This window comes from Streptomyces sp. Je 1-79, assembly GCF_025195125.1.
GTDB lineage: Bacteria > Actinomycetota > Actinomycetes > Streptomycetales > Streptomycetaceae > Streptomyces.
The window spans coordinates 111,970-138,624 of record NZ_JAMGSL010000002.1 but is presented as its reverse complement, the minus strand read 5'-3'; the positions used below and the strand labels follow the sequence as shown (position 1 = coordinate 138,624).

22 protein-coding genes are annotated in these 26,655 nt (G+C 73.0%); 9 read left to right on the top strand and 13 right to left on the bottom strand.

The features are described 5' to 3' along the window. The first annotated feature begins 16 nt into the window (after positions 1 to 16). The 4 genes from M5362_RS03625 to M5362_RS03610 are packed head-to-tail and all read left to right on the top strand — an operon-like array spanning position 17 to position 4,980. Positions 17 to 1,243 (top strand): LLM class flavin-dependent oxidoreductase, encoded by a 1,227-nt coding sequence (locus tag M5362_RS03625; protein ID WP_260225818.1) that lies wholly within the window; start codon positions 17 to 19, stop codon positions 1,241 to 1,243. Further along, complete coding sequence (locus M5362_RS03620) at positions 1,240 to 2,673, top strand: NtaA/DmoA family FMN-dependent monooxygenase (protein ID WP_260225817.1); 1,434 nt, start codon at positions 1,240 to 1,242, stop codon at positions 2,671 to 2,673. Before M5362_RS03625 ends, M5362_RS03620 begins: the two co-directional genes overlap by 4 nt. After that, positions 2,670 to 3,839 carry an LLM class flavin-dependent oxidoreductase gene (locus tag M5362_RS03615; RefSeq protein WP_260225816.1) on the top strand — a complete coding sequence of 390 codons (1,170 nt, stop codon included), beginning with the start codon at positions 2,670 to 2,672 and terminating at the stop codon, positions 3,837 to 3,839. Before M5362_RS03620 ends, M5362_RS03615 begins: the two co-directional genes overlap by 4 nt. 13 nt (positions 3,840 to 3,852) lie before the next feature. Next, positions 3,853 to 4,980 carry an LLM class flavin-dependent oxidoreductase gene (locus M5362_RS03610; RefSeq protein WP_260225815.1) on the top strand — a complete coding sequence of 376 codons (1,128 nt, stop codon included), beginning with the start codon at positions 3,853 to 3,855 and terminating at the stop codon, positions 4,978 to 4,980. An 82-nt stretch (positions 4,981 to 5,062) separates the two neighbouring features. Here M5362_RS03610 and M5362_RS03605 read toward each other — a convergent pair whose 3' ends face one another. After that, the gene (locus M5362_RS03605) at positions 5,063 to 6,466 is read right to left on the bottom strand and encodes a short-chain fatty acyl-CoA regulator family protein (RefSeq protein WP_260225814.1); all 1,404 of its coding nucleotides are present in this window, start codon (positions 6,464 to 6,466) and stop codon (positions 5,063 to 5,065) included. Positions 6,467 to 7,132: 666 nt separating this feature from the next. Here M5362_RS03605 and M5362_RS03600 point away from each other — a divergent pair. Genes M5362_RS03600 through M5362_RS03590 form a run of 3 tightly spaced genes read left to right on the top strand, consistent with a single transcriptional unit; the run spans position 7,133 to position 10,574 of the window. Continuing rightward, on the top strand, positions 7,133 to 8,458 hold the full coding sequence (locus tag M5362_RS03600) for a uracil-xanthine permease family protein (protein WP_374214410.1): 1,326 nt from the start codon (positions 7,133 to 7,135) through the stop codon (positions 8,456 to 8,458). Continuing rightward, complete coding sequence (locus M5362_RS03595) at positions 8,455 to 9,867, top strand: amidohydrolase family protein (RefSeq protein ID WP_260225812.1); 1,413 nt, start codon at positions 8,455 to 8,457, stop codon at positions 9,865 to 9,867. Before M5362_RS03600 ends, M5362_RS03595 begins: the two co-directional genes overlap by 4 nt. Next, complete coding sequence (locus M5362_RS03590; protein ID WP_260225811.1) at positions 9,864 to 10,574, top strand: sulfite exporter TauE/SafE family protein; 711 nt, start codon at positions 9,864 to 9,866, stop codon at positions 10,572 to 10,574. The genes M5362_RS03595 and M5362_RS03590 overlap by 4 nt, the downstream gene beginning before the upstream one ends. A gap of 167 nt (positions 10,575 to 10,741) precedes the next feature. On the opposite strand, the gene M5362_RS03585 is transcribed toward M5362_RS03590, so the two are convergent. Together M5362_RS03585 and M5362_RS03580 are read right to left on the bottom strand one after the other, a co-directional pair. Then, complete coding sequence (locus tag M5362_RS03585; RefSeq protein ID WP_260225810.1) at positions 10,742 to 11,788, bottom strand: LacI family DNA-binding transcriptional regulator; 1,047 nt, start codon at positions 11,786 to 11,788, stop codon at positions 10,742 to 10,744. An 86-nt stretch (positions 11,789 to 11,874) separates the two neighbouring features. Further along, on the bottom strand, positions 11,875 to 12,903 hold the full coding sequence (locus M5362_RS03580; RefSeq protein ID WP_260225809.1) for an alpha/beta hydrolase: 1,029 nt from the start codon (positions 12,901 to 12,903) through the stop codon (positions 11,875 to 11,877). 153 nt (positions 12,904 to 13,056) lie between these two features. On the opposite strand from M5362_RS03580, the gene M5362_RS03575 reads away from it, so the two are divergent. Then, positions 13,057 to 13,473, top strand: a complete 417-nt coding sequence (locus tag M5362_RS03575) for a hypothetical protein (RefSeq protein ID WP_260225808.1) — start codon at positions 13,057 to 13,059, stop codon at positions 13,471 to 13,473. Positions 13,474 to 13,882: 409 nt separating this feature from the next. Next, entirely contained in the window at positions 13,883 to 15,385 is a 1,503-nt protein-coding gene (locus M5362_RS03570; protein WP_260225807.1) for a SulP family inorganic anion transporter, read from the top strand. 67 nt (positions 15,386 to 15,452) lie between these two features. On the opposite strand, the gene M5362_RS03565 is transcribed toward M5362_RS03570, so the two are convergent. The 10 genes from M5362_RS03565 to M5362_RS03520 form a co-directional block, all read right to left on the bottom strand. After that, positions 15,453 to 16,097: a class F sortase gene (locus M5362_RS03565; RefSeq protein ID WP_260225806.1), complete on the bottom strand. Its 645-nt coding sequence runs from the start codon at positions 16,095 to 16,097 to the stop codon at positions 15,453 to 15,455. Positions 16,098 to 16,158: 61 nt separating this feature from the next. Then, entirely contained in the window at positions 16,159 to 16,611 is a 453-nt protein-coding gene (locus M5362_RS03560) for a hypothetical protein (protein ID WP_260225805.1), read from the bottom strand. 123 nt (positions 16,612 to 16,734) lie between these two features. Continuing rightward, positions 16,735 to 18,774 carry a cell wall metabolism sensor histidine kinase WalK gene (locus M5362_RS03555; RefSeq protein WP_260225804.1) on the bottom strand — a complete coding sequence of 680 codons (2,040 nt, stop codon included), beginning with the start codon at positions 18,772 to 18,774 and terminating at the stop codon, positions 16,735 to 16,737. Continuing rightward, the gene (locus M5362_RS03550) at positions 18,761 to 19,477 is read right to left on the bottom strand and encodes a response regulator transcription factor (RefSeq protein WP_260226156.1); all 717 of its coding nucleotides are present in this window, start codon (positions 19,475 to 19,477) and stop codon (positions 18,761 to 18,763) included. Before M5362_RS03550 ends, M5362_RS03555 begins: the two co-directional genes overlap by 14 nt. Positions 19,478 to 19,559: 82 nt before the next feature. After that, a complete protein-coding gene (locus M5362_RS03545; RefSeq protein ID WP_260225803.1) occupies positions 19,560 to 20,828 on the bottom strand; it encodes a hypothetical protein in 1,269 nt (422 codons plus the stop codon). A gap of 182 nt (positions 20,829 to 21,010) precedes the next feature. Continuing rightward, complete coding sequence (locus tag M5362_RS03540; RefSeq protein ID WP_260225802.1) at positions 21,011 to 21,196, bottom strand: hypothetical protein; 186 nt, start codon at positions 21,194 to 21,196, stop codon at positions 21,011 to 21,013. Positions 21,197 to 21,365: 169 nt separating this feature from the next. Continuing rightward, on the bottom strand, positions 21,366 to 22,259 hold the full coding sequence (locus M5362_RS03535; protein ID WP_260225801.1) for a 3-hydroxybutyryl-CoA dehydrogenase: 894 nt from the start codon (positions 22,257 to 22,259) through the stop codon (positions 21,366 to 21,368). After that, positions 22,256 to 23,842, bottom strand: a complete 1,587-nt coding sequence (aceB, locus tag M5362_RS03530; protein ID WP_260225800.1) for a malate synthase A — start codon at positions 23,840 to 23,842, stop codon at positions 22,256 to 22,258. Before aceB ends, M5362_RS03535 begins: the two co-directional genes overlap by 4 nt. A gap of 149 nt (positions 23,843 to 23,991) precedes the next feature. Next, positions 23,992 to 25,278 carry an isocitrate lyase gene (gene aceA / locus M5362_RS03525; RefSeq protein WP_260225799.1) on the bottom strand — a complete coding sequence of 429 codons (1,287 nt, stop codon included), beginning with the start codon at positions 25,276 to 25,278 and terminating at the stop codon, positions 23,992 to 23,994. A gap of 456 nt (positions 25,279 to 25,734) precedes the next feature. After that, a complete protein-coding gene (locus M5362_RS03520) occupies positions 25,735 to 26,655 on the bottom strand; it encodes a cobalamin-binding protein (protein WP_260225798.1) in 921 nt (306 codons plus the stop codon).

Sequence of the window (26,655 nt, the reverse complement as noted above, 5' to 3'; positions counted from 1 at the left end):
GGAAGGCACCCTCGTCGTGTCCGCACCCTCTCCACTCCATCTCGCCGTCGCGCTCGACGGAGCCGGCTGGCATCCGGCCGCGTGGCGCGAGCCCGGCGCCCGGCCCCAGGACCTGCTCACCCCCGGCTACTGGGCCGACCTCGTGCACGAAGCCGAGCGCGGCCTGCTCGACTTCGTGACGATCGAGGACGCCCTCGGCCCGCAGTCCTCCGACCCCACCGAGCCGGACGACCGCACCGACCAGGTCCGAGGCCGACTCGACGCGGTGCTCGTCGCCGCCCGGGTGGCACCGCTCACCCGGCACATCGGGCTCGTGCCGACCGTGATCGCCACCCACACCGAGCCGTTCCACGTGTCCAAGGCCGTCGCCACCCTGGACCACGTCAGCAACGGCCGCGCGGGCCTGCGGATCCAGGTGTCCGGGCGGCCGGACGAGGCGGCGCACTTCGGCCGCCGTTCGTTCCCACCGCTCCGCCCCGAGGACCACGACACCCCGGCGGGACGGGAGTTGATCGCCGAGCTCTTCGAAGAGGCCGCCGACCACGTGGAGGTGGTCCGCCGGCTGTGGGACAGCTGGGAGGACGACGCGGAGATCCGGGACGCCGCCACCGGGCGCTTCGTCGACCGCGACAAGCTCCACCCCATCGACTTCGAGGGCAGGCACTTCAAGGTCAGAGGACCGTCGATCACCCCCCGTCCGCCGCAGGGACAGCCGGTCGTGAGCGCGCTGGCCCACGGGAGCGTCCCGTACCGGCTCGTGGGCGGCTCGGCCGACGTCGGGTACGTCACCCCGCGCGACACCGGCCACGCCCGGGCCGCCGTCGCCGAGATCCGTACCGCCCAGGCCGAGGCCGGGCGGGCGGAGGAGACGGTGCACGTCTTCGGCGACCTCGTCGTCTTCCTGGACACCGACAGCGCGGCGGCCGAGGACCGCAGGGCCCGCCTCGACGCCCTCGCGGGCGAGCCGTACACCAGTGACGCCACGGTGTTCGCCGGTACGCCCCGGCAGCTGGCGGAGCTGCTCCTGGAGTGGCGCGAGGCCGGCCTGACCGGCTTCCGGCTGCGCCCCGGTGCGATCCCCCAGGACCTGGAGCGGATCACCCGGGGCCTGGTGCCGGAGCTCCAGCGCCGCGGCGCCTTCCGCCGCGCCTACGAGGCGGACACCCTGCGCGGGCTGCTCGGGCTCGCCCGCCCCGTCGACCGCCATACCTCCGTCCGACTCGCGGGAGCAGCACGACGATGAGCAGCACGACGACGAGCAGCACGAAGAGCGGTACCACGAAGGGTGGTTCGGGCAGGCCTCCCAAGCAGATCCATCTGGCCGCCCACTTCCCCGGCGTCAACAACACCACCGTGTGGAGCGACCCGAGGGCCGGCAGCCACATCGACTTCAGCTCCTTCGTCCACTTCGCCCGGACCGCCGAACGCGCCAAGTTCGACTTCCTGTTCCTCGCCGAAGGACTGCGGCTGCGCGAACAGGGAGGACGGATCTACGACCTGGACGTCGTCGGACGCCCCGACACCTTCACCGTCCTGTCCGCGCTCGCCGCCGTCACCGAACGGCTCGGTCTGGCCGGGACCATCAACTCCACCTTCAACGAGCCCTACGAGGTGGCCCGGCAGTTCGCCAGCCTGGATCACCTGTCCGGCGGGCGCGCCGCCTGGAACGTCGTCACCTCCTGGGACGCCTTCACCGGCGAGAACTTCCGGCGCGGCGGCTTCCTCCCGCAGGAGCAGCGCTACTCCAGGGCGAAGGAGTTCCTGGCCACGGCCAACGAGCTGTTCGACTCCTGGCGCGGCGACGAGATCGTCGCCGACCCGGAGGCCGGAATCTTCCTGAAGGAGGCGCGGGCCGGGGCCTTCGTCCACCAGGGAGAACACTTCGACATCGCCGGCCGGTTCAACGTCCCCCGCGGCCCGCAGGGCCGCCCCGTGATCTTCCAGGCCGGCGACTCCGAGGAGGGACGCGAGTTCGCCGCGGCCGACGCGGACGCGATCTTCAGCCGCCACAGCACCCTCGACGCGGGGCGCGCCTTCTATGCCGACGTCAAGGGGCGCCTGGCCCGCCACGGTCGCACCCACGACCAGCTGCTGATCCTCCCGGCGGCCACGTTCGTCCTCGGCGACACCGACGCCGAGGCGCGGGAGCTGGCGCACGAGGTACGACGTCAGCAGGTCAGCGGGCAGACCGCCATCGCGTACCTGGAACAGGTCTGGAACCGCGACCTCTCCGGCTACGACCCGGACGGTCCGCTCCCGGACATCGACCCGGATCCCGGCGAGCACACCATCGCCCGCGGCCGGGCGAGCGTACGGATGTACCGCGACCCGATCGCGGTCGCCAGGCAGTGGCGCGAACGCGCCGTCGCGGAGAACCTGTCGATCCGTGAACTGGTCATCGAGACCACCGGCCGCCAGTCGTTCGTCGGCTCACCGGCCACCGTCGCCGACTCCATCGACGCCTTCGTCCAGGCGGACGCCGCCGACGGCTTCATCCTCGTCCCGCACATCACCCCCGGCGGCCTGGACGGGTTCGCCGACACGGTCGTCCCGCTGCTCCAGGAGCGCGGCGTCTTCCGCCACGACTACACGGGCACCACGCTCCGCGACCACCTCGGCCTCGCGCACCCCGACAGCCGCCGGAAGGCGGAGAACCGGCGGGCCGCGTCGTGAAGTTCCTCGCCATCACCCTCATCGTGCACGCCCCGGACCCGGTGACCGGCGTCAGGAAGCCCACGTACGAGCGCTTCCGCGAGGTGATCGACAACGCGCTGCTGGCCGAGGAGCTCGGATTCGACGGCTTCGGCGTCGGCGAGCGCCATGAGCGCCCGTTCATCTCCTCCTCGCCCCCGGTCGTGCTCAGCCACATCGCCGCGCTCACCTCGCGGATCCGGCTCTTCACCGCCGTCACCACGCTCAGCCTGCTCGACCCGGTGCGCGCGTACGAGGACTACGCGACCCTGGACCATCTGTCCGCCGGACGGCTCGACCTGATCATCGGGAAGGGCAACGGCACCGCCCAGCGGGAGCTGTTCCACGTCACCCCCGAGGACCAGTGGGAGCGCAACGCCGAGGGGTACGAGCTCTTCCGCCGGATCTGGCGGGAAGACAGGGTGACCGCCGCCCCGCGCTTCCGGCCCGGGCTGACGGACGCCGAGGTGTGGCCGAGACCGCTCCAGCGCCCCGTCCGTGTCTGGCACGGCAGCGCGACCAGCCGGGAGTCCGTCGATCTCGCCGCCCGCTACGGCGATCCGCTCTTCTCGGCCAACGTCACCCACCCGATCGAGCCGTACGCCGCGCTCGTCCGCCACTACCGGGAGCGCTGGGAGCACTACGGTCACGACCCGGCCCGGGCCGTGGTCGGCGCGGGGACGGCCGGCTTCCACACGGCCCGCACCTCGCAGGAGGCGGTCGCCGCGTACCGCCCGGTGTTCCAGGCGAACCTCGCGTTCCAGAAGCAGCTGGGCGTCGAGCCGGTCTTCTCGACCCTGGAGGACTTCGTCGAGCGGAGTTCGGCGCTCATCGGCAGCCCGCAGCAGGTGATCGACAAAGTGGGCCGGTACCACGAGGCGTTCGGCCACAGCGTGCTCCATCTCCAGGCCGACGCGGGTGGGCTGACGGAGCGCCAGCACCGTGCCTCGCTGGAGCGCTTCCAGTCGGACATCGCGCCCGTGCTCCGACGCGCCTATCCCGACCCGCCGTTCCCCTGGGCCCCGGTCCTCGCAGACCCCGACCCCGATCCCGCGTCCGGCCCGGGCCCCGCGTCCGACCGCGACCCCGCGACCGAACCCCCGGCGCCGCCCGTAGCCGTCCCCGTACCACCGCCCACCGACCGCTGAGGAGCACCCGATCATGCCCGCCATCCCGCTCGGGGTCCTCGACCTCGTCCCGATCTCGTCCGGCTCCACGGCGGCCGAGGCGCTCCGCAACACCGTCGATCTCGCCCGGCAGACCGAGCGGTTCGGCTACAGCCGGTACTGGTTCGCCGAGCACCACCTGAACCCGGGCGTGGCCGGAGCCTCTCCCGCGGTCGTCCTGGCCCTGACCGCCTCCGCGACCTCCACGATCAGAATCGGATCCGGGGCGGTGCTGCTCGGTCACCGCACCGCCCTGTCCACGGTCGAGGAGTTCGGGCTGGTCGACGCCCTGCACCCCGGCCGACTCGACCTGGGGCTCGGCCGGTCGGGGGGGCGTCCCTCCGGAGCGGCGCAAGGTCCCCGGCCGACCACCACGCCGGTCGTGGGCGGACGGACCCCCAACGGGCTCAGGATCCCGCCGCGGTTCTCCTTCGAGCACCTGATCGGTTCGCCGCGCTTCCGTGTCCAGCACGAGCTGCTGCACCAGCCCGGCGCCCGGCCGCAGGAGTACGGCGAGCAGGTGGACGACATCCTCGCGCTCCTGCGCGGCGACTACCGCTCGGCGGACGGGATCGAGGCGCACGCCGTCCCCGGTGAGGGCGCCGACGTGCAGGTCTGGATCCTCGGCAGCAGCGGGGGCACGAGCGCCGACACCGCCGGCCGCCACGGGCTGCGGTTCGCGACCAACTACCACGTCAGCCCGGCGACCGTACTGGAGGCGGCCGAGGCCTATCGCGCCGCGTTCCAGCCCTCCGACGACCTGGAGAAGCCGTACGTCAGCGTCTCCGCGGACGTGGTGGTGGCCGAGGACGACGAGACGGCCCGCGAACTGGCCACCGGCTACGGCCTGTGGGTCCGCAGCATCCGCACGGGCGAGGGCGCCATCCCCTTCCCGACCCCGGACGAGGCCCTCGACCACGACTGGACGGAGGCGGACCTGACGCTCGTCGCCGACCGCGTCGACACGCAGTTCGTCGGTTCCCCGGGACGGGTCGCCGACCAGCTCGAACAGCTGCGGGAGGCGACGGACGCGGACGAGCTGATCATCACCACCATCACCCACGCCCACGCCGACCGGGTGCGCTCCTACCGGCTCCTGGCGGAGGAGTGGCACCGCCGCTGAGCGGGCACCGTCTCCGGCGCCCGTGCGCGCGAGCGGCGCGCGGCTGCTTCAGGAGGGCGGCTGCTCCGGGAGGGCGGCGGCTTCAGGAGGAGGGGGCGGCGACGGGGTAGGGGACGAAGGTGCTGCTGTTCTCGTCCACGGCCAGCGCACGGCCCAGTGGCGGGACCGCGCGCTGCGGGCAGTCCAGGCGCTCGCAGAGCCGGCAGCCCATCCCGATCGGTGTGGCCGCCGCCGCGTTGTCGAGGTCCAGCCCGTCGGAGTACACCAGGCGCGAGGCGTGCCGGATCTCGCACCCCAGGCCGATCGCGAAGGTCTTGCCCGGCTCGCCCCAGCCGCCGCGGTGCCGGGTGACGGCGCGGGCGGTCCACAGATGACGCTGTCCGTCGGGCATCGCGGCCACCTGGACGTGGATGCGGCCGGGGGAGGCGAACGCCTCGTACACGTTCCACAGCGGACACGTGCCGCCCGCGCGGGAGAAGTGGAAGCCGGTGGCGGACTGCCGCTTGGACATGTTGCCGGCCCGGTCGACCCGGACGAAGGAGAACGGTACCCCGCGCAGCCGCGGCCGCTGCAGGGTGCTGAGGCGGTGGCAGACCGTCTCGTAACCGAGCCCGAAGTGGTCGGTGAGGCGTTCGATGTCGTAGCGGAACTCCTCGGCGACCGTGTGGAAGGCGCCGTACGGGAGGATCAGCGCCGCCGCGAAGTAGTTGGCGATCCCGATCCGGGCCAGGGCGTGCGCGGGGGAGTCGGGCGCGAAGTCCTCCGAGGCGAGCCGGTCGAGCTCCTCGTCGTATTCGAGCAGGGCCAGTTGGGTCGCCATCCGGAAGGCCTGCTGGCCGGGCCTGAGCCGGTTGGAGAGGTGGAGGACGCGTGCCTCTGCGTCGAAGCGGTGCAGCCGGTCGGCGTCCACCGCCAGCCGTACCCCGTGGGCCGAGGCGAGCCGCTGGGTCAGGGCGCGCACCACGTCCCCGGGCCGGATGCCGATCTCGCGGGCGACGCCCTCCGCGGCGAGGTCCGTCTCGTGCAGGTAGTTCTGGCGCCGGTAGAAGAACTCCCGGATCTCCTCGTGCGGCGAGCGTGGGGCGGCCGCCTCGTGGTCCCTGCCGTCCGTGGCGTCGGAGAGCCGCTCGGCGAGCAGCTGCGTGCGCCGGCCGAGGTCCAGCAGGACGGAGGCCACCGCCGGCATCCGGTTGGCGAGCTCGGTCAGGTCGGAGGGGGTGACCCGGGCCTCGGCCATCTCGCCGGCCAGTGCCTCGCGCAGGTCCGCCACCAGGCGGCTGGTGTCGCGTTCGGAGAAGAACGAGGCGTCGACGCCGAAGACCTCGGTCAGCCGCAGGAGTACGGGGACGGTGAGCGGGCGGGAGTCGTGCTGCATCTGGTTGAGGTAGCTCGGTGAGATGCCGAGGACGCGGGCCAGCTCGACCTGGCTCATCCGCCGTTCCTCCTGCAACCGCCGCAGCCGCGCACCTGCGTACGTCTTGGCCACCGCACTCCTCCTCCGCCCGGACAGCCGCAGTGCCCTTCGCCGGACACGGCGGTCAGCCTACGCGGATCCGCGGGGTCGCCAAGGTTCGCAGGCTTGGCAGAACGGGACCGCGAGACGCGGATAACTCCTGGCCGTACCGCGGACCGACGCGTCCCGCCCGTCCGTCGCAGCGTTGACACGACGGCCACGGGAAGGGGCGTTCGCCGCCGCGGCCGTGGCCGCTGTCAGTGCGCCGCTCGCCCTTCACCAGCGGGCGGCGCTTTCGTGCCGTACCCCTTGACGCTCCCCCTCCGCGCTTCGATACTGGCGGCCAAATCGATTTGGCCAAATCGATTTGGCTCTCCGTCCAGGGCCGGATCGCGGCTGAAACCCGAGCGTGCCACAACGCCCGAACGGAGCCCGAACGTGTCCAGTCCCCGCCAGACCGAGCCCGGCACCGCACAGCAACCACCCGCACCCGCGCAGGAACCCGCACCTGAGCCCGACCCCCCACGCGCGCCGACAGCGGACCCCGCGTCCGCGCCGACAGCGGACCCCGCGTCCGCGCCGGCGTCGGGAGCCGTCCCCGTGCCGCCGCCCCACCCCGTGCCGCCGCTCCACCCCGTCGACGAGTCCCACCCCGTGCCGTCGCCCCACCCCGTCGACGAGTCCCGCCCCCTCGGCCGGATCCTGCTCTTCGGCGTCCAGCACGTCCTCGTCATGGCCGCCACCCCCATCTCGGCGATCTTCCTCATGAGCGCCACCCTCCGCCTCGACCCCGCGCTGACCGTCAACCTGCTCTCCGCGGCCTTCGTGCTCTCCGGGGTCGGGTCCCTGATCCAGTCGCTCGGCCCCTGGAAGTTCGGGCCGAAGCTGCCGTTCGTGATGCTGCCCGGAGGCGCGCCGCTCATCCTCTTCCTCGCCATCGCCGAACAGCACGGACTGCGCACGGCCACCGGCGCCGTGATCCTCACCGCCGCCTTCTACTTCGTCGTCCTGCCGGTCTTCTCACGGCTGCTGGCCTTCTTCCCGGCCCTCGTCATCGGCACGATGATCGTCATCGTCGGCGTCAACCTCGTGAAGGTCGGCGCGGTGCTCGTCACCGGACGGCCCGGCCAGCCCGGCTTCGCCGACCCCGTCAACCTCGGTCTCGGCCTGGCCACCATCGGCTTCACCGTCGCCTTCTACCTGCTCTTCAGCGGCATCCTGCGCCAACTCGCCGTCATGCTCGGACTCCTCGCCGGCACCGCTCTCGCCGCGTTCCTCGGCACCGTCGACCTCGGCCGGGCCGCCGACGGGGGCCTGTTCGGCGTGCCGCAGCTGATGCCCTTCGGCTCACCGCAGTTCAACCTGGTCGCCGCGCTGCCGCTGATGCTCTACAGCCTTGCCTCCATGGCCGAGGCGACCGGCCAGACCGTCATCAACGCCGAAGCCGTCGGCAAGAAGATCGACAGGCGCACCGACGTCCCCAAGACCGTCCGCGGCGACGCGCTGACCTCGCTCTTCGGCGGGTTCTTCGGACTGCCCCTGATGGTCACCAGCGGGGAGAACATCGGGATCGTCCGCGTCACCGGCGTACGCAGCCGCTTCGTGACCGCCGCCGCCGGCGTCGTCCTCGTCGTCATCGGGTTCCTGGCGCCCGTGACCCGCGCGATCAGCGTCATCCCGTCCGCGGTCGTCGGCGGCACCGCGATGGTCGTCTTCGCCGTGATCACCGTGCTCGGCGTGCAGATGCTCGGCCGCTCCGACCTCGACAAGCACACGAGCACCTTCGTCTGCGCGGTCGCCCTCGCGCTCGGCCTGCTGCCGATCCTCGTCCCCGGCGTGTACGGCGGCTTCCCTCCGAACGTCCGCATCCTCCTCGAAAGCGGCGTCGCCGTCGGCGCGTTCGTCGCCGCCGTCCTCAACATCCTCTTCCACCACGTCCGCCCGGGCGTCATGGCCCGCCTGGCAGACGCCGGCCGGACCAGGACGAGCCCGAGCGCCACCACCCGTACGGAAAGCGACCGATGAACCCGCTCACGCCCGACCTCCTGCACGGCCCCCTTCTCGACGGCGGCCCCCTCCTCCTCGTACCGGACGCCGTCCTGGTGCCCGAAGGCCCGGCCGACGGCCACGCGGTCGTCGTCGCCGACGGCGCCTTCCGCGCCGTGGGTCCCGCCGAGGAGCTGGTGCGCACGCATCCGCACCTCGCCCCCGTACCCCTTCCCGGCCACGTCCTCATGCCCGGCTTCGTCGACGCCCACCACCACCTGACGCAGAGCTTCGGCTCCGCGCTCGCCTTCGGTGAGCCGTCGGAGATCTTCCGCAGGGTCTGGGTGCCGCTGGAGGGCGCGCTGGACGAGGAATCGGCCTACGTGGCAGCGAAGCTGGCCGCGTACGAGGCCCTGCGCGGTGGTTTCACCACCGTCGCCGACGCCGGAACCCGCGCCGACGTGGACGTCGACGTGGTCGCCTCCGCCGCCCGCGACGCCGGCATCCGCTGCGTACTGGGGCTCGTCTGCAACGACGCGGACGGAGCCGACGAAGCCGGGACACCGTCCGTCCTGGAGCGCGCCGCGAAGCACCTCGCGCGCTACGACGGCGACCCGCTGGTCCACGCCTCCCTCGCCGTCTCCATCCCCGAGGCCGCCACCGAGGAGACCCTCCGGCGCACCGCCCGCCTCGCCGCCGAGTCGGGGGCCGTCGTCCAGATCCACGTCAACGAACACCTGGCCGGCGTCGAACGCTCCCTCGTACGGCACGGCATGCGCCCCCTGGAGCACCTGCACAGGATCGGCGCCCTCGGCCCCCAACTGCTCGCCGCCCACGCCACCCTGCTCACCCCGCGCGAGCTGACCCTGCTCGCCGACACCGGGACGGCGGTCAGCTACAACCCCGTCGCCAGCGCCTGGAAGGGGAACGCCGTCGCCCCCGCCACCGCCATGGCCGAGCGCGGCGTCCGCTTCGGCCTCGGTACGGACGGCACGCGGGGCGACGGATTCCGGCTCGCCGAGGCGGCGGAGTTCGCCCAGCGCCTCGCGTACGGGCTGGCCACCGGCGACTCCTCCTGCGGCGCGGGCTGGACCTGGCTGGAGCACGCCACCCGAGGCGGCGCCGACGCCGTCGGGCTCGGCGCGCGGACCGGCACGATCGCCCCGGGCATGGCCGCCGACTTCCTCCTCGTCGACGTCACCAACCCCGAACTCGCGCTCTCCTGGGACCTGCCCTGGGAGCTGGTACGGCGCGGCAACCGCGACCAGATCACCGCCGTGTTCGTCGACGGACGTCTGCGCATGCGGGACGGCCGGCCCGTCGACTGGGACGGCCCCGCCCTCGTGAGCCGGGCGGCCGAACTCGCGCGCGCGGCCGTGGAAAGGGCCGCCATCACCCGCGTACACCCCACCTCCACGGCGGCACGGGAAGGGAGCACGGCGCGGTGACCACCGAGACACTGGCGGTGCTCGCCGTCACGGTCGCCGTCGCCGCGTTCGTCCAGGGCAGCAGCGGGCTCGGCTTCGCCCTGATCGTCGCTCCCGTGGCCGGCATCCTCGATCCCGGCCTGCTCCCGGTGTTCGTCCTGGCGTCGATGATCCCCCTCAACGCGTACGTCACCTGGCGCGAACGGACCTCGCTCGATCTGCGCGGCGCGGGCTGGATCACCGCCGCGCGGCTCGCCGCCACGCCGGGCGGCTTGGCGCTGCTCTTGCTGATTCCCGACCGCAGTCTCGGGCTGTTCGTGGGCCTCGCCACCGTGCTCGCCGCCGTCGCGAGCCTGGCCGCCCCCGCCTTCACACCCGGCCGGGCCGCCTATGTGGGCGCGGGCGCGGTGACCGGCCTCACGGAGACCGCGACGGGGGTCGGCGGCCCACCGCTGGCGCTGGTCTACCAGCACCGGCCGCCCGCGGAGCTGCGCTCCACCGTCGCCGCGTGCTTCCTCGTCGGCGAAGTCGCCTCGCTCCTCCTGCTGTTCGCGACGGGGGAGGGGGAGCCCGCGGACCTCGGGTGGGCATGCGCGCTGCTCCCCGCGATCGCCGTAGGGGCGTGGCTGAGCCGCCTGGTGCACCACCGGCTGGACGCGCGGCGGATGCGCGTGTTCGTGCTGGTCTTCGCCCTCGTCTCGGGGGTGGTCCTCATCCTGGGCATCTGAACCGCCGGTACGGGCCGGGAACTCGGGCGCCCGCGGGTGGGCGGGGGACCCTCGGATGCCCGGGCACCCGAGGGCGGCGGCCCGGGTGCGGGTCGGCGACGGCGGGTCCCGCCCGGGCACCCGGGCCGGCGGCCCGCGTACCGTTCGGCGACGGCGGTCCCGACCGGCTACCGCCCGGCGGTGCCCCGCAGCGACGACGCGCGGGCGATCACCCGCGGCTCCGGCACCGTCGCCACCACCCCGGTGGCGGCGGCGTCGCCGTGCAGCCGGCCCAGCAGCAGCTCCACGGCCACGGCCGCCGCCCGGTCCAGGTTCAGGTCGACGGCGGTCAGCGGCGGTTCGCACGTACGGGCGCGCAGACCGTCGTACCGGGTGACGACCATGACGTCGTCCGGGATCGTGCGCCCGCTGTCGCGGACCGCCCGCACCGCGCCCACCGCGAAGGCGTCCACCAGCGCGCAGACCGCGTCGATCTCCGGGTGCTCGGCGAGCAGGGCCGCGCACCGTTCGTACCCGGCCTGCTCACCGCCGGACTCCGGAGCCGTCGCCACGATCGGCGCCCAGCCCTGCTCCTCCGCGACCCGCGCGTGGGCGGCGAGGGCGTCCACCGACGAGTGCCGTGAACCGGAACCGACGATCAGGGCGGGCTGCCGTGCCCCCTGCTCGCGCACGTGGGCCAGGAGCAGTTCGGCGACGAGCCCGCCGCGCAGGTCGACGTACGGCACGTCCTCGTCCGGGGAGACGGGCCTGCCGAGCGCCACGTACGGAAGACCGCGCTCCTTCAGGGTGGCCACGGCCACGTCGTCCACGTCCGGCTCCACGACGATGGCCCCGTCGATGTCGACGGAGTACAGGGCGGAACCCGACTGCACGGGAGGCACGAGCACCAGCGCGTAGTCGTGCACCAGGGCGCTCTCGGCGGCGGCCGCGGCGACCTCCATGTAGAAACCGAGCCGGGACGGTCCTCCGGCGACCGCGAACGGCATCGACGAGGCGAGCGCGATGGCCTTCGCCTGACCGCGCCGCAGCCGCTGCGCGCGCAGGTTGGGCCGGTAACCGAGCTCGCCGGCGACCTGCCTGATGCGCTCCCGGGTCCGGGGATCGACCTTGCCGATCCCGTTGAGGGCGTGCGAGACCGTCGTACGCGACACCCCGGCGACCCGCGCGACATCGGCGATCGTCGGCGGCCGCTGACCGGCACCGGAAGTGGGCATCTGCGCTGACGCTCCTCGCGTGATGAGGACGGGACCCCACCATCTTCGCCGATGCCGCCGCCAGGGGCGCCGGTGGTCCGGCGTCTCTACCGGGCGAGGACGCGCCGGAGCCAGTGGAGACGGGCGGCGCGGGCGTCCTGGGTGAGCACGGCATCCGGTGCGAAGGTGTCGAAGCCGTGGAACGCGCCGGGCCACACGTGCAGTTCGGCCTCGCCTCCGGCCCGCCAGATCGCGTCGGCGTAGGCCACGTCCTCGTCCCGGTAGAGCTCGGCCGAGCCGACGTCGATGTAGGCCGGGGGCAGCCCGGAGAGATCCTCCGCGCGGGCGGGGGCCGCGTACGACGGCAGGTCGGCAGCGCCGTAGCGGTCTCCCAACAGGGCGTGCCACGCCGTCGTGTTGGACGTCCGGTTCCAGATCACGGCGTCAGCCAGCTGATGGCTGGAGAAGGTCTCGCCACGGTCGTCGAGCATCGGGCAGAGCAGCAGCTGCCCGATCGGAGCGGGCGCGCCCCGGTCCCGGGCGAGCAGGGCGAGGGCGGCCGCGAGTCCGCCGCCGGCGCTCTTTCCGCCGACGACGACGCGGTCCGCGTCGACGCCGAGACGCTCCGCGTGCTCGACCGCCCAGACGTAACCGGCGTAGCAGTCCTCGACCGCTCCGGGGTAGGGCGTCTGCGGTGCCGTCCGGTACTCGACGGAGAGGACGGCCAGCTCCAGCGGGAGCGCCCAGTCGCGGAGCACCTGCGGAAGGACGGAACCCGCGTTGCCCATGATCATGCCGCCGCCGTGCATGTAGTACAGCAGCGGCAGCGGTCGTGTGATCCCCGCGGGCCGCGCGCTCACCAGCGTGACCTCCGGGGCACCGGGAGCCCCTGGCACGCGCAGCTCCTCGACCTCGAAGCGGCCGTCCGCCCGGAGCTCCTCGACGGTCGGACTGGGCCGGGACACGGCGGCGCTCTCCTGGCGGGCGGCGAGGTTCTCCGGCGTGACCGACTCCCTCGCCGCGTCCCCCAAGGCTTCCAGCACGACGCTCAGTTCGGGGTCGAAGGGCGGCACACCCCATGTCGTCCGGTCTGATCCGGGCCCCGACGGCACGGAGAACTCCTGCGCACGGTCCATACGACCCAGTCAATCACCCGGTGCGGCCGCCCACCCGCTCCGGCGCGTACCGGGCGTCGCGGGCACGGGTGAACCGGCCGGCGGCGCGTTCGCCGCGGTGGTGCATCATTCTCCAGGGCCCCGACGGAGGGGCGGTGCGTGAGGAGGCGCTGCATGATCGAATGGATGCGGATCCGCTCCGGTCCGCGCCCCGTGCCGGACCCCGCGGCGACCCCCTCGATCTGGGCCGTGTCGGCCCTCCTGGCCTTCGCCCTGGTCCTCTCCCTCAACTTCCTCGACGGTCACGGCGACCCCACCCTCGACCTGATCGCGCTCTCCCTGGCCGTGGCGGCGGTCAGCACGGGCGCCCGGCTCGCGGCCGCCCCGGGCACCGCCCTGCTCTGCTGGCTGATCCTCAACGCCTACGCCACCGCGCCCATCGGCGAGCTCACCTGGGAGGCCGCCTACGATCTCGGCCGCCTGGCGTGCCTCCTGACGGCGGCGAGCACGGGAACCGTCATCGCCCGGCTCGTCCACGCCCGCGCGGCGCACCGTCGGCTGACCCCGTGGAGCCGGCCGCCCGGATCGTGACGGTTTCCCGCTCCTGACCTGCGGGTCTGTCGTCCGCGTCCGCGGTCCCCGCGCCTCGCGGACCGGCCCGTCGCGCTCCGCACGGTAGGATCGCCGGTCGTGAGGGCGCGTCCTGCTGCCCGCCGAAGGTCCGACTTCCGCAGGAGAGAGCGTGCGCGAGCCCCTGACGCCGACCGCCGCCGTCTGCCCGCCGTGACGCTCCGCACCGGGACCTGAGCCGCCCGGCTCCGTGGCCGCCGCGGTTTCGTCACCGCCTCGGCTCCGCCCGTCCTCCGTCCTCCGTCTCCTCGACTTCCGGTCCGCCGCCGCGCGGGCCGACCGCGGGGTGCCGCCCCGGCCCCTCCGTGTCCACCCGTACGCCCGGCCCCGCCGCGTGGGTGTGCCCGAGCTACGACAGGTGTCCGCTTCCTTGTCCTCATCCGCTGTGTCCCCGGCCGCCTGGTCGCGCGCGCTGCGCCCGGAATGGCAGACCGACCCGAAGGTCTGGCGTACCGAGGTGCTGGCCGGGCTGGTCGTCGGTCTGGCGCTGATCCCCGAGGCGATCGCCTTCTCGATCATCGCCGGGGTCGATCCGGCGATCGGTCTGTTCGCCTCCTTCACCATGGCCGTGACCATCGCGGTCTTCGGCGGCCGCCGGGCGATGATCTCCGCCGCCACCGGCGCCGTCGCGCTCGTCATCGCGCCGCTCAACCGCGAGCACGGTCTGGGATACCTGGTGGCGGCCGTGATCCTGGCCGGCGTCTTCCAGGTGATCCTCGGCGTGCTCGGAGTGGCGAAGCTGATGCGGTTCATCCCACGCTCGGTGATGGTCGGCTTCGTGAACTCGCTGTCCATCCTGGTCTTCATGGCCCAGGTGCCGGAGATGCGGAACGTGCCCTGGGCGGTCTACCCGCTCGTCGTCGGCGGCCTGCTCCTGATGGTCTTCTTCCCGAAGGTCACGACCGTGATCCCGGCCCCGCTCGTCTCCATCGCCATCCTGACGGCGATCACGGTCGCCGCCGGGATCGCCGTGCCGACGGTCGGCGACAAGGGCGCCCTGCCGTCCTCGCTGCCGGTGCCCGGTCTGCCCGACGTGCCGTTCACGACGGACACCCTCGTCCTGGTCGCCCCGTACGCCTTCGCGATGGCCCTCGTCGGCCTGATGGAGTCGCTGATGACGGCCAAGCTCGTCGACGACATCACCGACACCCACTCCAGCAAGACGCGGGAGTCGGTCGGCCAGGGCATCGCCAACATCGTGACCGGCTTCTTCGGCGGCATGGGCGGCTGCGCCATGATCGGCCAGACGATGATCAACGTGAAGGTCTCCGGCGCCCGTACCCGCCTGTCCACGTTCCTCGCCGGCGTCTTCCTGATGGTGCTGTGCATCGTCTTCGGCCCGGTCGTCTCCGAGATCCCGATGGCCGCACTGGTCGCCGTCATGGTCATGGTGTGCTTCGCGACCTTCGACTGGCACTCCATCGCCCCGAAGACCCTGAGGCGGATGCCGCTCGGGGAGATCGCCGTCATGGTGATCACCGTGGTGTGCGTCGTGGTCACCCACAACCTGGCCGTCGGCGTGATCGCCGGCTCGGTCACCGCCATGGTGATCTTCGCCAGGCGGGTCGCCCGCTTCGCCGAGATCACCGCCGTCAGGGACGACGACGGTACGGGTGTGGTCTACCGGGTGTCCGGCGAGCTGTTCTTCGCCTCCGCCAACGAACTCGTCGGGCGGTTCGACTACGCGGGCGACCCCGACAGGGTCGTCATCGACCTCTCCGCCGCCCACATCTGGGACGCCTCGGCCGTCGCCGTGCTCGACACGGTCGAGACGAAGTACGCCCAGCGTGGCAAGACCGTGCAGATCACCGGTCTGAACGACCCGAGCGCGGACCTCCACGGCAGACTCACCGGCGAACTCACCGGCCACTGACCCGAGAGCGGCGGCTGCATCCACTGCGCGACCCGGCAGCAGCCCGTCCGCGTAACCCGGTCCGAGGTCAGCGTGCGACGGCGTAGACGATCAGGTTGTCCACGGGATGCCCGGCCGCGTCGAAAGCGCCGTCGCACGTGATCAGTCGCAACGAGCGTTCCCTGGTGGCGCCGTAGACCTTCCGGGTGGGGAAGGCGTCCTTGGCGACGGACTCGGTCGCGGTGACGGTGAAGCGCACGGTGCCGCCCCGGCTGTCGCGTACCTCGACGGTCGCCCCCTTGCGGATTCGCTTGAGGTCGTGGAACACCGCCTTGCCGAAGCGGGTGTCGTTGTGGCCGATGATCACCGCGGCCCCCGGCTCTCCCGGCCGGGGGTTGCCGGTGTACCACCCGGCCGTCATCCCCTTCTCCGCCGGCGGTACCTCGACGGTGCCGTCGTCGTGGAGACCGAGCCTCATCAGATCGCTGTCGATACCGAGGGACGGGATGGACACCCGAGCGGGGGACGTCTCCGTCTCCCCGGCCCGGGTCGTGTCCTGATCGCCGGACGGAGTGCGTCCTGCCGTCGCCGCCGGAGGGGGACCGGTCGTCGCCGTGCCGCCCGCGCCGTCGGTCGCGCAGGCGCCGACGGCCGTGGTCGCGACGAGGCACAGCAGCAAGGGGCGGGCATATGTCGGCCACGCGCGCGAACGCCGGCCTGTCGTGCGGGTCATGGGGCTCCCCGGGCGCCGGGCCGGGGTGCCGACGCTGCCGACGGCACCCCGGCACATGCGGTCAGTCGTTGCGGTGGGCGGCGCCCCGACGGCGCAGCAGGACGGTGCCGGCGCCCGCGAGGAGCGCCGCGCCGGCGACCGAGCCGGCGACGGCGGTGGCGCTGTCCCCGCTCGGGTCGGCGGCGCGCTCACCGGCGGCGACACCGCCACGGGGAGCCGGCAGCTCGCCCGTGGTGCGGTCCGGGGCGGGGCGCGGCGCGGGAGTGGCGGAGCTGTCCGCCCGCTCCGACGGGGTCCGCTCGACGACCGGGCTCGACTGGTCGGGGCGCGGCGCGGGGGTGGCGTCGGCGGCGCTCGCGGTGGGGGCGGCGGCCGCCTCCGACGGCGCGGCGGACGGCTTCTCCGACGCGAACGCCGAGGTCGAGGTCAGAAGCACCCCGCCGAACACGGCGGTGGTGAGGGCGGCGGCGCGCAGGCTGCGACGGCGCCGGGACGGGCTGCGGTGGGACGGCATGGCTGTTGCTCCCCTTCGGTACGGAAACGGCCGGCGCCCGCGCCGTGGTTCGCCCGGGCGGCCGGTGATCGCCATGCTCACGAGAACTTGTCAGAAAGCTGTCAGCAGCCTGTGGCTTTGCCGTCAGACCTTCGCGTGCCGGTCCGCGGCCTCCCGGGTGCCCGGCGGAAGGCGCAGCGTGAAGGTCGAGCCGAGGCCTTCGGCCGAGGCGGCGGTGGCCGAACCGCCGTGGGCCTCGGCGAGTTTGCGCACGATCGCGAGGCCCAGACCGCTGCCGCCGGTGCGCCGGCTGCGGGACCTCTCCGCCCGCCAGAACCGCTCGAACACATGAGGCAGATCGGCGGCGGCGATCCCGCTGCCCGTGTCGGCGACCTCCACGACGACCTCGGAGACCGGCCCGTCGCAGGCGCCGTCGACGCCCGCGCCGTACGCGCGCAGATCGACACGGCCACCGCGCGGGGTGTGACGGACCGCGTTCGAGACCAGATTGCCGACGACCTGCCGTAGCCGTACGGGATCCGCGGTCAGCGCGGGCGCGGGCTCGGGCACCTCGACGCGCAGCGTGACACCGGCGCGCTCGGCCTCGGCCTGGTGCGCGGCGGCCACATGGCCGAGGAGGTCCGCGACGTCGACCGGCTCCGGGTGCAGGCGCAGCGCTCCGGCGTCCGCCTCCGCGAGGTCCTGCAGGTCGTCGATGATGTGCTGAAGCTGGACGGCCTCCTCCAGGAGCGAGGCGATCAGCGCCGGATCGGTGTCGGCCACACCGTCCTGCGCGGCCTCCAGCCAGCCCCGGATATTGCTCAACGGCGTACGGAGTTCATGGGCCACGTCGCTGACCATCGCCTTGCGCTGCGCCTCAAGACGCGCCCGGTGCTCGGTCAACTCCATGAAGGCAGCGGCGAGTTGACCGATCTCGTCATCGGCGGGGACCGGTACCGGAGTGGCCTCCGCGCCGTCCTTCATCCGCTGCGCCGCACCGGTCAGCGCGCGGAGCGGGCGCACGAGACGGCGGCCGGTGAGGACCGAGACGCCGATGGTGAGGGCGAGGACGAGCGCGGCGGCGCCCGCGATACGCGCGGTGTTCGCCGCCGACAGGTCGAAGCCGGGAACGCTGCCCCGGTCCGGGTCGCCGATGAAGAGCAACGCCGGCTGGGCGACGTACGAGCTGAGCTGTTCGCGTCGCGCCGTGTTCACGCAGGAGCCGATGGCCTCGTCGGCGGACCGGTCGAGCTCCGTCGGCGCGGGTACGGGTGTGGCCGAGGCGTCGGCCACGGCTGCGGGCCGCTCGCTCGGCTCGCCCGGATAGCCGGGCACGGGGGTGGCCACGGGCCCGGCCCGCTCGCTCCCCGGCCAGGTCAGGTCCGGGTTCAGGGTGACGGCCGGGCGGTCCTGGCGGCTCAGACAGGCGTTGGCGAGCCTGGTCAGGGCTTCGAGGGCCTCGGCCTCCGTCTTCGTAGGGGTGTCGAAACCGATGGAGGAGCATGTGTACGACTCCACCCGGCCGGTGGGCGCGCTGCCTTGGCTGATCCGCGGACGCCCTGAGGGACCGTCCGTCACCTCGACGTTCCGTTCGCCCTGCCGCTGCAGGCAGGCCGCGACCCGATCGGCCTTCTCGCGCAGTTCACGGCGTTCCGCAGGCGGCAGACGGAAGGGGCCGACGGCCCGTGCGTCGATACGGCCCGCCGCGCCCGATCCGGGCTCCCACGGCGCCTTCGAGTCGTCGCGGGCGCTCAGGGCGCCGGCGAGCGCGCTGTCCACGGACAGCGGGTCGACGACCGCCGACGCCCGGGTGGGAAGCTGCGGGCCCGAGCCGCCGGCCGAGTCGGCGAGCGGCCCGCGGTTCTGGGTCGTGACGGCGATCCGGCGCCCGAACCGGGAGGCCAGCTCCTGGACCGTGCCGTCCACGCCGTCCCAGCGGGGATGGGTCGCCGCGTAGCCGAGCAGGGCGTCGTAGATGCGGGCGTCGTCGGCCAGGGACTGCCCCTGCTCCTGCTTGAGAGCTCCCGACGTGGCCTGCGAGGCGATCCACGCCGTCGCGGCGACGGAGCACGCCGCGACCAGGGCGAAGACACCGAGGAAGCGCCCCAGCAGGCTCTTGCGCAGGGGCAGTCGCGAGCGCGCGCCACCGCGGGCGGGACGCGGTGCGCGGCTACGGCGTCGCACGCCGCGCGCCCTTCGCGGGGTCGGTCAGCTTGTATCCGACGCCGAAGACGGTGAGCAGGCGGGCCGGGGTACGCGGCTTCGGCTCGATCTTCCTGCGCAGGTTCATGACGTGCATGTCCACGGTGCGCTCGCTGACGTAGCGGTCGAAGCCGTGCAACTCCTCGAGGAGCTGCGGCCGGGTGAAGACCCGGTCCGGCGCGGCGGCCAGGGCGGCGATGATCCGGAACTCCCCGGGCGTGCACTCCACGGGCGTCCCGTCGACGCTCACCTCGTGCCGGTCGGCGTCGACCCGCAGTCCGCCCACGCAGAGTCCCCGGCCGTCGTCGGCGGCGGGCGTTCCCGCTCCCCCTCGGCCGGTACGGCGCAGCAGCGTGCGCACCCGCGCCATCAGCTCGCGCGGGCTGTACGGCTTGGTCATGTAGTCGTCGGCGCCGAGGTCGAGCCCGAGCAGCAGATCGTCCTCGGTGGACCGGGCGGTGAGCATCAGGACGGGCAGGTCCCGGGCTTCGCCGCGCAGGACCCGTACGACGTCGAGCCCGTCGGTGCGCGGCATCATCACGTCGAGCACCAGCAGGTCGGGCTCGCGCTGCCGCACCCGGTCCAACGCCGCGCGGCCGTCGGTCACGACCGTGACCGAGTGACCTTCCCGTTCGAGATAGCGCCTGACCAGCTCAGCCTGCTTCTCGTCGTCCTCTGCAACCATCACGTCAGCGCACACGCCGCCGATCGTAGGCGATGCGTACATCCGCTCGATCAGCCGCGAGCCCGCCGGGCCTCCTCACCGGCTAGGCGCCCCCGGCCGCCTTGAGGATGTGCGTGGCTATCACCTGGAACTGCCGCAGCTGCCGTTCGATCTCGGGAGCGTAGTCCGGAGCGTCGACCGTGACGGGCCAGTCCCGGCCCCTGGCCTTGTAGTGGGCGGTGATCTGCTTGTTGCCGGCGAAGCCCAGCGTGACGCCCTGCGGCCAGTCCCGGTCCATCAGGAGCGGACCGTACGACTCGAACCACTGCGGCAGGACGAGCGAGGTGAACCCGCCCGCTCCTCCGGGGGCGAGGCGGTCGGAGGGTACGTCGGACTCGTAGGTCCGGGCGCCGGGCGCGAGGTTCGCGACGTCCTGGCCGGGTGCGGAGACGATCGCCATCGCGGTGTTCTGCGTCCGCTCCTGGAGCAGGGACGTGAACCGCGCCACCACCTCCGCCCGGGCTTCCTCCAGCTTCTCCCCCTTCTTCATGTTCTCGAGCGCCTTGACCAGCGAGGCGTCGCCCATCGCGTCCCGCGCGATCTGCTGCCGCTCGCTCTCGCTCAGCCGGCCCTCCGTCAGCTCGTCGATCTCCCGGAGGATCATGTCCTCCTTGCGCGGGCGTTCCATCGCGACGCTGAAGCTGCCGTTGTCGGGCTGGGTCAGAGACTGGTTCACCACGCCCCGGATCCGGTCGGGATCCTCCGTCCCCCTCTTGTCGAGGACGTTCACGGCCAGGGCCGTGGTGTCGCCGAGGTCGTTCGACCCGGTGTGGGCGATGTCCTGGCCGACGAGCGTCCTGCGGCCGAGGATCCCGCTGCCGTTGATCGAATGGATCAGGTCGATCATCGCGGCGATCCGGCCGACTTCGAGGACCAGGTAGTCGGCGTCCTGCACCGCGAGATCGACCTTGACCCGCGGATCGCCGAGATAAGCCAGCACACGTCGGCCGGTGTCGGTGACGAGGTCGTCCAGTCCGTTGGACGCGATCAGCTCGGCGAGGTCGGCGACCGCGCTGCCGCCGACGGTGACCGCACGCTGGACGGCCGTCTGCGGGGCGGCCTGCGGGGATGCCGTCGCGTGGGACTCCGAGGCCGTGCGGTCCATGGCGGGGGAGGGGGCCGGAGCGGGCATGAGGGCGTCCCGGGCGCCGGGATGACCGGACCGGCGCAGCAACTGCACGACGGCGGTGTTGCCCATCCTCCCCTGGAGCCCCGCCAGGCCGCGCGTCGCACTCCCGTCCTCGACGGGGTGACGGACGGCTCCCCGGCCCTGCCTCGCCCCGGCCGCTTCCCTGGTCTCGCGCTCGCGCATCGGCTCTGCTCCCCGTGTGATCGACACCTGTCTCCGACTCAACCAGTCGGCCACCGGGTCACGAAAGGCACCCGTGCGTCATCCCTGGCGCGTGATCGCCGGTCAGGTGCGCCCGATGGTCCGACGATCTCCGGCGGGCGGCCCGGGATGCGGAGAGCCGGGCCGCTCTAAGGGAGCGAAGGTCAGAACGAGGTCCAGGTGAAGGCGACCTGGTCGCCGTTCTCGATCTCGAACTGGCAGCCGCCGACGGGCGTCGGCGTCCCGTTCACGGAGATGCTCCGGGTGACGTCGTGACCCCAGGTGAAGAGCCTCTTCTTGAAGAGCAGGCCGTCCGGGCCCTGGACGGTGACGGGGTCGGCTCCCGCCACCGACGGAAGGCCGGGAGGCCCCCGCGCTCCCCGCCACTGACGGGAAGGGGCGGGAGGCCCCCGCGCTCCCCGGCACCGACGGAGGGGCGGGAGGCGCCCTCCGCGCCTCCCGCCCCTCCGGTACGGGGCACCGGACCCTCACCCGGTGCTTCCCGTGACTCCCGGGTCCTCAGCCCGAGCCACCGGGTCTCTCCACCCGGTCGTATGCGTGGAAACCGCGGCCGCTCTTGCGGCCGAGCAGGCCCGCCTCCACCATCCGCAACAGCAGCGGGGGAGGGGCGTACAGCGGTTCCTTGAACTCCTCGTAGAGCGACGAGGCGATCGAGGCGACGGTGTCGAGCCCGATCAGATCGGCCAGCCTGAGCGGGCCCATCGGGTGGGCGCAGCCCCGTTCCATGCCCCGGTCGACGTCGGTGGCCGTGGCGAAACCCGACTCGGTCATCCGGATCGCCGACAACAGATAGGGAACGAGAAGGGCGTTGACGATGAAGCCGGCCCGGTCGCCGGACCTGATGACGGTCTTGCCGAGGGTGTGGGTGGCGAACTCCACCACGTCGGAGGCCACTTCGGGCGCGGTGTGCAGGGTGGTGACGACCTCGACGAGCGGCAGGACCGGCACGGGATTGAAGAAGTGGAGACCGATCACCCGGTCGGCGCGGCCCGTGGCCATGCCCAGGCGCATCACGGGGAGGGAGGAGGTGTTGGTGGCGAGAACGGCCTCGGGATCGGCCACGATCTTGTCGAGGGCGGCGAACACCTCGGTCTTGGCGGCGGCGTCCTCGGTGACCGCTTCGACCACCAGCTGCCGGTCGGCGAGGTCCACGAGCTCCGCGGTGACCGTGACCCGGTCGAGCGCGGCCTCGGCGGACGGACGGTCGAGCTTGCCGCGCTGCGCCGCCCGTTCGAGGGAGACGGCGATCCGCTCGCGCGCCGCGAGCGCCGCGGGACCGGTCGCCTCGCACAGCAGGGTGTCGAGTCCGGCCCGCGCGCACACCTCCGCGATGCCCGCGCCCATCTGACCGCCGCCCACGACACCGACGCGCCGGATGTCCGCGGCGCTCATGCCAGCGGCTCCGTGCCGCGCACGAGGTGGCGGGAGTAGGCGTCCGGAGCGAAGAAGAGCGGCAGCTCGGCCGAGAGCGCGGTCCTCTCGAACAGCTCGCGCACCTCGTCGAGAGCCGCCCACGGGTGCTCGGCGCCGAGCCCGGCCAACTCCTCGTCCAGCAGCCGCAGTACGGTCTCGCGGTCGATCACCCGGTGCCGCAGCCACTGCCAGACCTGGACCCGCGCGATCTCGGCGGTGGCGGCGTCCTCCATCAGCCCGTACAGCGCCACAGCTCCCTGACCGCGCAGCCAGGCGTCGAAGTAGCGCAGCGCGACGGCGATGTTGGTGCGCACGCCGTCCTCGGTCGGCGGACCGCTGATCCGCCGTACGGAGAGCAGATCGGCCGCCGTCGTCTCGCCACGGGTCCGGTGGATCTGGTCGGGCCGCTCGCCCAGGACACCGTCGAACACGCCGCGGCAGACGGGGACGAGCCCGGGGTGGGCGACCCAGGAGCCGTCGAAGCCGTCCTCGGCCTCGCGTTCCTTGTCGAGCCGGACCTTGGCGAGGGCGGCCTCGTTCGCGGCCGGGTCCTTGCTGGGGACCTGGGCGGCCATGCCGCCGATGGCATGGGCGCCGCGCGTGTGACAGGTGCGCACCAGGAGTTCGGTGTACGCGCGCATGAACGGCGCGGTCATCGTGACCTTCGCCCGGTCGGGCAGCAGGAAGTCGGTGCGGTGGCCGAAGGTCTTGATCAGGCTGAAGAGGTAGTCCCAGCGGCCGGCGTTGAGGCCGGAGCTGTGCTCGCGGAGCTCGTAGAGGATCTCCTCCATCTGGAAGGCGGCGGTGATCGTCTCGATGAGGACGGTGGCGCGGACCGTCCCGCGGGGGATGCCGAGCAGCTCCTGGGCGAGGACGAAGACGTCGTTCCAGAGCCGCGCCTCGTAGTGGTTCTCCAGCTTGGGGAGGTAGAAGTACGGGCCGTGTCCGGCGTCGATCTGGCGCTGCGCGCAGTGGAAGAAGTACAGGCCGAAGTCGACGAGGGAGGCGGCGACCGGGCGGCCGTCGAACTCCAGGTGCTCCTCGTCGAGGTGCCAGCCCCGCGGCCGGACCACGATCGTGGCGGCGTTCTCGCCGAGGCGGTACTCCTTGCCCTCCGGTGTGGTGAAGTCGATGCGGCGCTCGATGGCGTCGATCAGGGTGAGCTGGCCGCCGATGACGTTGCCCCAGGTGGGGGAGGTGGCGTCCTCGAAGTCGGCCATCCACACCCGGGCACCGGAGTTGAGCGCGTTGACGGCCATGCGCCGGTCGGGCGGGCCGGTGATCTCGACCCGGCGGTCCGTCAGGCCGGGGGCGGGAGGGGCGACCCGCCAGGACGTGTCGTTCCGTACGGCCGAGGTCGCGACGGGGAAGTCGAGCGGGGAGCCGGTGGCGAGCCTGATGGCCTGACGGCGCCGCTCCTTCAGGAGCCACTGCCGGCGTTCACCGAAGGCGTCGGCGAGCCGGCCGACGAAGTCCAGGGCGGCGGGGGTGAGGATCTCGTCGTGCCGGCCACCGGGGGCGGCCAGGACACGGACCTGACGGGTCGGGGCGCTGGTGGTCATCGAACTCTCCTGAGCTGCGGGGTGAACGGGGGCGGGCGGAGACGGCCGCCCGGCCCCCGTTCGGCCGGGACGCGAACCGGTCGGATGCCGGTGGGGGCGGAACCGCCGGCCGGCCGGAGGGCCGGATCGGCGGCTGCCGCGGGGGCGGACTAGTGGAACTGCTCTTCCTCGGTGGACCCGGCGAGCGCCGTGGTGGAGGAGGCGGGGTTGACGGCGGTGGAGACCAGGTCGAAGTAGCCGGTGCCGACCTCGCGCTGGTGCTTCACCGCGGTGAAGCCCTGGGCCTGGGCGGCGAACTCCCGCTCCTGGAGGTCGACATAGGCGGTCATGCCGTGCTCGGCGTAGCCGCGGGCGAGGTCGAACATGCCGTGGTTGAGGGAGTGGAAGCCGGCCAGCGTGATGAACTGGAAGCGGTAGCCCATCGCGCCGAGTTCGCGCTGGAACTTGGCGATCTGGTCGTCGTCGAGGGCCGCCTTCCAGTTGAAGGACGGCGAGCAGTTGTACGCCAGCATCTGGTCGGGGTGCTCGGCGTGGATCGCCTCGGCGAACTCCCGGGCCTGCGCCAGGTCCGGGGTGCCGGTCTCGACCCAGATGAGGTCGGCGTACGGGGCGTAGGCGAGGCCGCGGGCGATGACGGGGGCCATGCCGTTCTGGACCCGGTAGAAGCCCTCGGCCGTGCGCTCGCCGGTGACGAACCGGGCGTCCCGCTCGTCGACGTCGCTGGTCAGCAGGTTCGCGGCGAGGGCGTCGGTACGGGCGATGACCAGGGTCGGGGTGTCGGCGATGTCGGCGGCGAGGCGGGCCGCGTTGAGGGTCCGGATGTGCTGGGCGGTGGGCACGAGGACCTTGCCGCCGAGGTGGCCGCACTTCTTCTCCGAGGCCAGCTGGTCCTCGTAGTGGATGCCGGCCGCACCGGCCGCGATCATCGCCTTGGTCAGCTCGAAGGCGTTCAGCGGGCCGCCGAAGCCGGCCTCGGCGTCGGCGACGATCGGCGCGAGCCAGTCGATGCCGTCCGAACCGCCCTCGGCCGTCGCGATCTGGTCCGCACGCAGCAGCGCGTTGTTGATCCGACGTACCACCTGGGGAACGGAGTTGACCGGGTAGAGGCTCTGGTCCGGGTAGGTGTGCCCGGCCTGGTTGGCGTCGGCGGCGACCTGCCAGCCCGAGAGGTAGATGGCCTGAAGGCCCGCCCGCACCTGCTGCACGGCCTGGCCGCCGGTCAGCGCACCCAGGGCGTGGACGTAGTCCCGCTCGTGCAGCTGCCGCCACAGCCGCTGGGCACCACGCCGGGCCAGCGTGTGCTCCTCATGGACACTGCCGGACAGCCGCACCACGTCCTCCGCGCTGTACGTGCGCTCGATCCCGGCCCAGCGGGGGTCGCTCGCCCAGCGCTCGGCCAGCTTCGCCGCCGCTGCCGTCGTGTTCGTGTCTGCCATGACCGTCACCGTCTCCTTCAGCCTTGCGCCTGCCCATGCCGCCAGTTCTGCCAAGGGCATGGCACTGCGTGTCGTTTCGTAGAGTGCGGCCCGCTTTTGCCGCGACGGGGCGGTAGCGAGCAATCTGCGCCGATCCTGGGTGGGTATGGACTGGAACTACCGTAATCAGGGCGTGAATCGGGTCCCGATCCGCCCTGGACCTGTCGGGTCCGGCGGGCCGCACCCCAGACTCTGGCAGCGGCACTGAGTGTCATCAACCGTGGACGCTTGCCAAGATCTGCGCATCTTCAGGCGTCATTTTGCGAATCTTGCCAAGCCCGCGAACGGCCGGTCGGCCGAGAGGGCGGGAGCTGCCCCGTCGCGTACGCGCCAGCCGGGACCGGAGCCCGAGCCGGAGCCGGGACCGGAGCCCGAGCCGGAGCCGGAGCCCGAGCCGGAACAGGACGGCCGGCGGGGTCAGTCCGTGGTGAGCCGCAGGGCTTCGCCCGGGGTGACGGGAGCCCCCACCGTCTCCCCGTGCAGCACGTGCGCCAGAACCTCCGCGCCCCGGACCACGCGAGGTCCGGGCCGGTTGAAGTAGGCGGGACCGTCGAGGACCCAGACGGCTCCCCGGCGCACCGCCGGCAGCTCCGCCCAGCGGGGTTGCCCCGTCAGCAGATGCCGCTCCCGCAGCGTTCGTTCCGGGGCGAACCCGCACGGCAGGACGAGGAGCACATCGGGACGGGCCTCGACCACGGCGTCCCACTCCATCGGCCGGGTGTGTTCACCGGCCGAGGCGAGCAGCGGGAGCCCGCCCGCGCACTCGATCTGCTCCGGGACCCAGTGACCGGCGGGCCAGAGCGGGTCGAGCCATTCGACGGCCACCACCCGGGGACGCTCAAGACCGGCCGTGCGGCGGCGGACCGCCGACAGCCGGGCGGTGAGCCCGGCGTGCCGCCGGAGCGCCGTCTCCTCCACGCCGAGGAGCCGTCCCACCCGCAGCAGACAGTCGAGCACGTCCTCCAGCGTGCGCGGCTCCAGGCTCAGGACCCGGGTGTCCGCGTCGAGTACCCGTACGGCCCGCGACACCGCCGTGTACGAGACGGCACACACGTCGCACAGGTCCTGAGTCAGGATCACATCGGGGGCCAGGGCGGCCAGCGCCTCGGTGTCGAGCGTGTAGAGCGACGAGCCGGAGTGCCGCGACCCGCCCACCGCGTCGGAGATCTCGCGGCTGGTCAGCGTCGCGTCGGAGAACCCGGCGGAGGTCACCGAAGGGATCCGCGCCATGACCGACGGAGGCCAGTCGCATTCGTGCGTCCGGCCCACCAGACGGCCCACGAGCCCCAGCTCGGCCACGAGGTCCGTGGCCGCCGGCAGGAGCGAGACGATACGCAT

What these genes read in the sequence shown, in the direction of transcription:
- M5362_RS03620 (WP_260225817.1), top strand. Translation starts at nt 1,240, where the DNA reads ATGAGCAGCACGACGACGAGCAGCACGAAGAGCGGTACCACGAAGGGT.
- M5362_RS03610 (WP_260225815.1), top strand. Translation starts at nt 3,853, where the DNA reads ATGCCCGCCATCCCGCTCGGGGTCCTCGACCTCGTCCCGATCTCGTCC.
- M5362_RS03595 (WP_260225812.1), top strand. Translation starts at nt 8,455, where the DNA reads ATGAACCCGCTCACGCCCGACCTCCTGCACGGCCCCCTTCTCGACGGC.
- M5362_RS03585 (WP_260225810.1), bottom strand. Translation starts at nt 11,788, where the DNA reads ATGCCCACTTCCGGTGCCGGTCAGCGGCCGCCGACGATCGCCGATGTC.
- M5362_RS03580 (WP_260225809.1), bottom strand. Translation starts at nt 12,903, where the DNA reads ATGGACCGTGCGCAGGAGTTCTCCGTGCCGTCGGGGCCCGGATCAGAC.
- M5362_RS03575 (WP_260225808.1), top strand. Translation starts at nt 13,057, where the DNA reads ATGATCGAATGGATGCGGATCCGCTCCGGTCCGCGCCCCGTGCCGGAC.
- M5362_RS03565 (WP_260225806.1), bottom strand. Translation starts at nt 16,097, where the DNA reads ATGACCCGCACGACAGGCCGGCGTTCGCGCGCGTGGCCGACATATGCC.
- M5362_RS03560 (WP_260225805.1), bottom strand. Translation starts at nt 16,611, where the DNA reads ATGCCGTCCCACCGCAGCCCGTCCCGGCGCCGTCGCAGCCTGCGCGCC.
- M5362_RS03550 (WP_260226156.1), bottom strand. Translation starts at nt 19,477, where the DNA reads ATGGTTGCAGAGGACGACGAGAAGCAGGCTGAGCTGGTCAGGCGCTAT.
- M5362_RS03545 (WP_260225803.1), bottom strand. Translation starts at nt 20,828, where the DNA reads ATGCGCGAGCGCGAGACCAGGGAAGCGGCCGGGGCGAGGCAGGGCCGG.
- M5362_RS03535 (WP_260225801.1), bottom strand. Translation starts at nt 22,259, where the DNA reads ATGAGCGCCGCGGACATCCGGCGCGTCGGTGTCGTGGGCGGCGGTCAG.
- aceB (WP_260225800.1), bottom strand. Translation starts at nt 23,842, where the DNA reads ATGACCACCAGCGCCCCGACCCGTCAGGTCCGTGTCCTGGCCGCCCCC.
- aceA (WP_260225799.1), bottom strand. Translation starts at nt 25,278, where the DNA reads ATGGCAGACACGAACACGACGGCAGCGGCGGCGAAGCTGGCCGAGCGC.
- M5362_RS03520 (WP_260225798.1), bottom strand. Translation starts at nt 26,655, where the DNA reads ATGCGTATCGTCTCGCTCCTGCCGGCGGCCACGGACCTCGTGGCCGAG.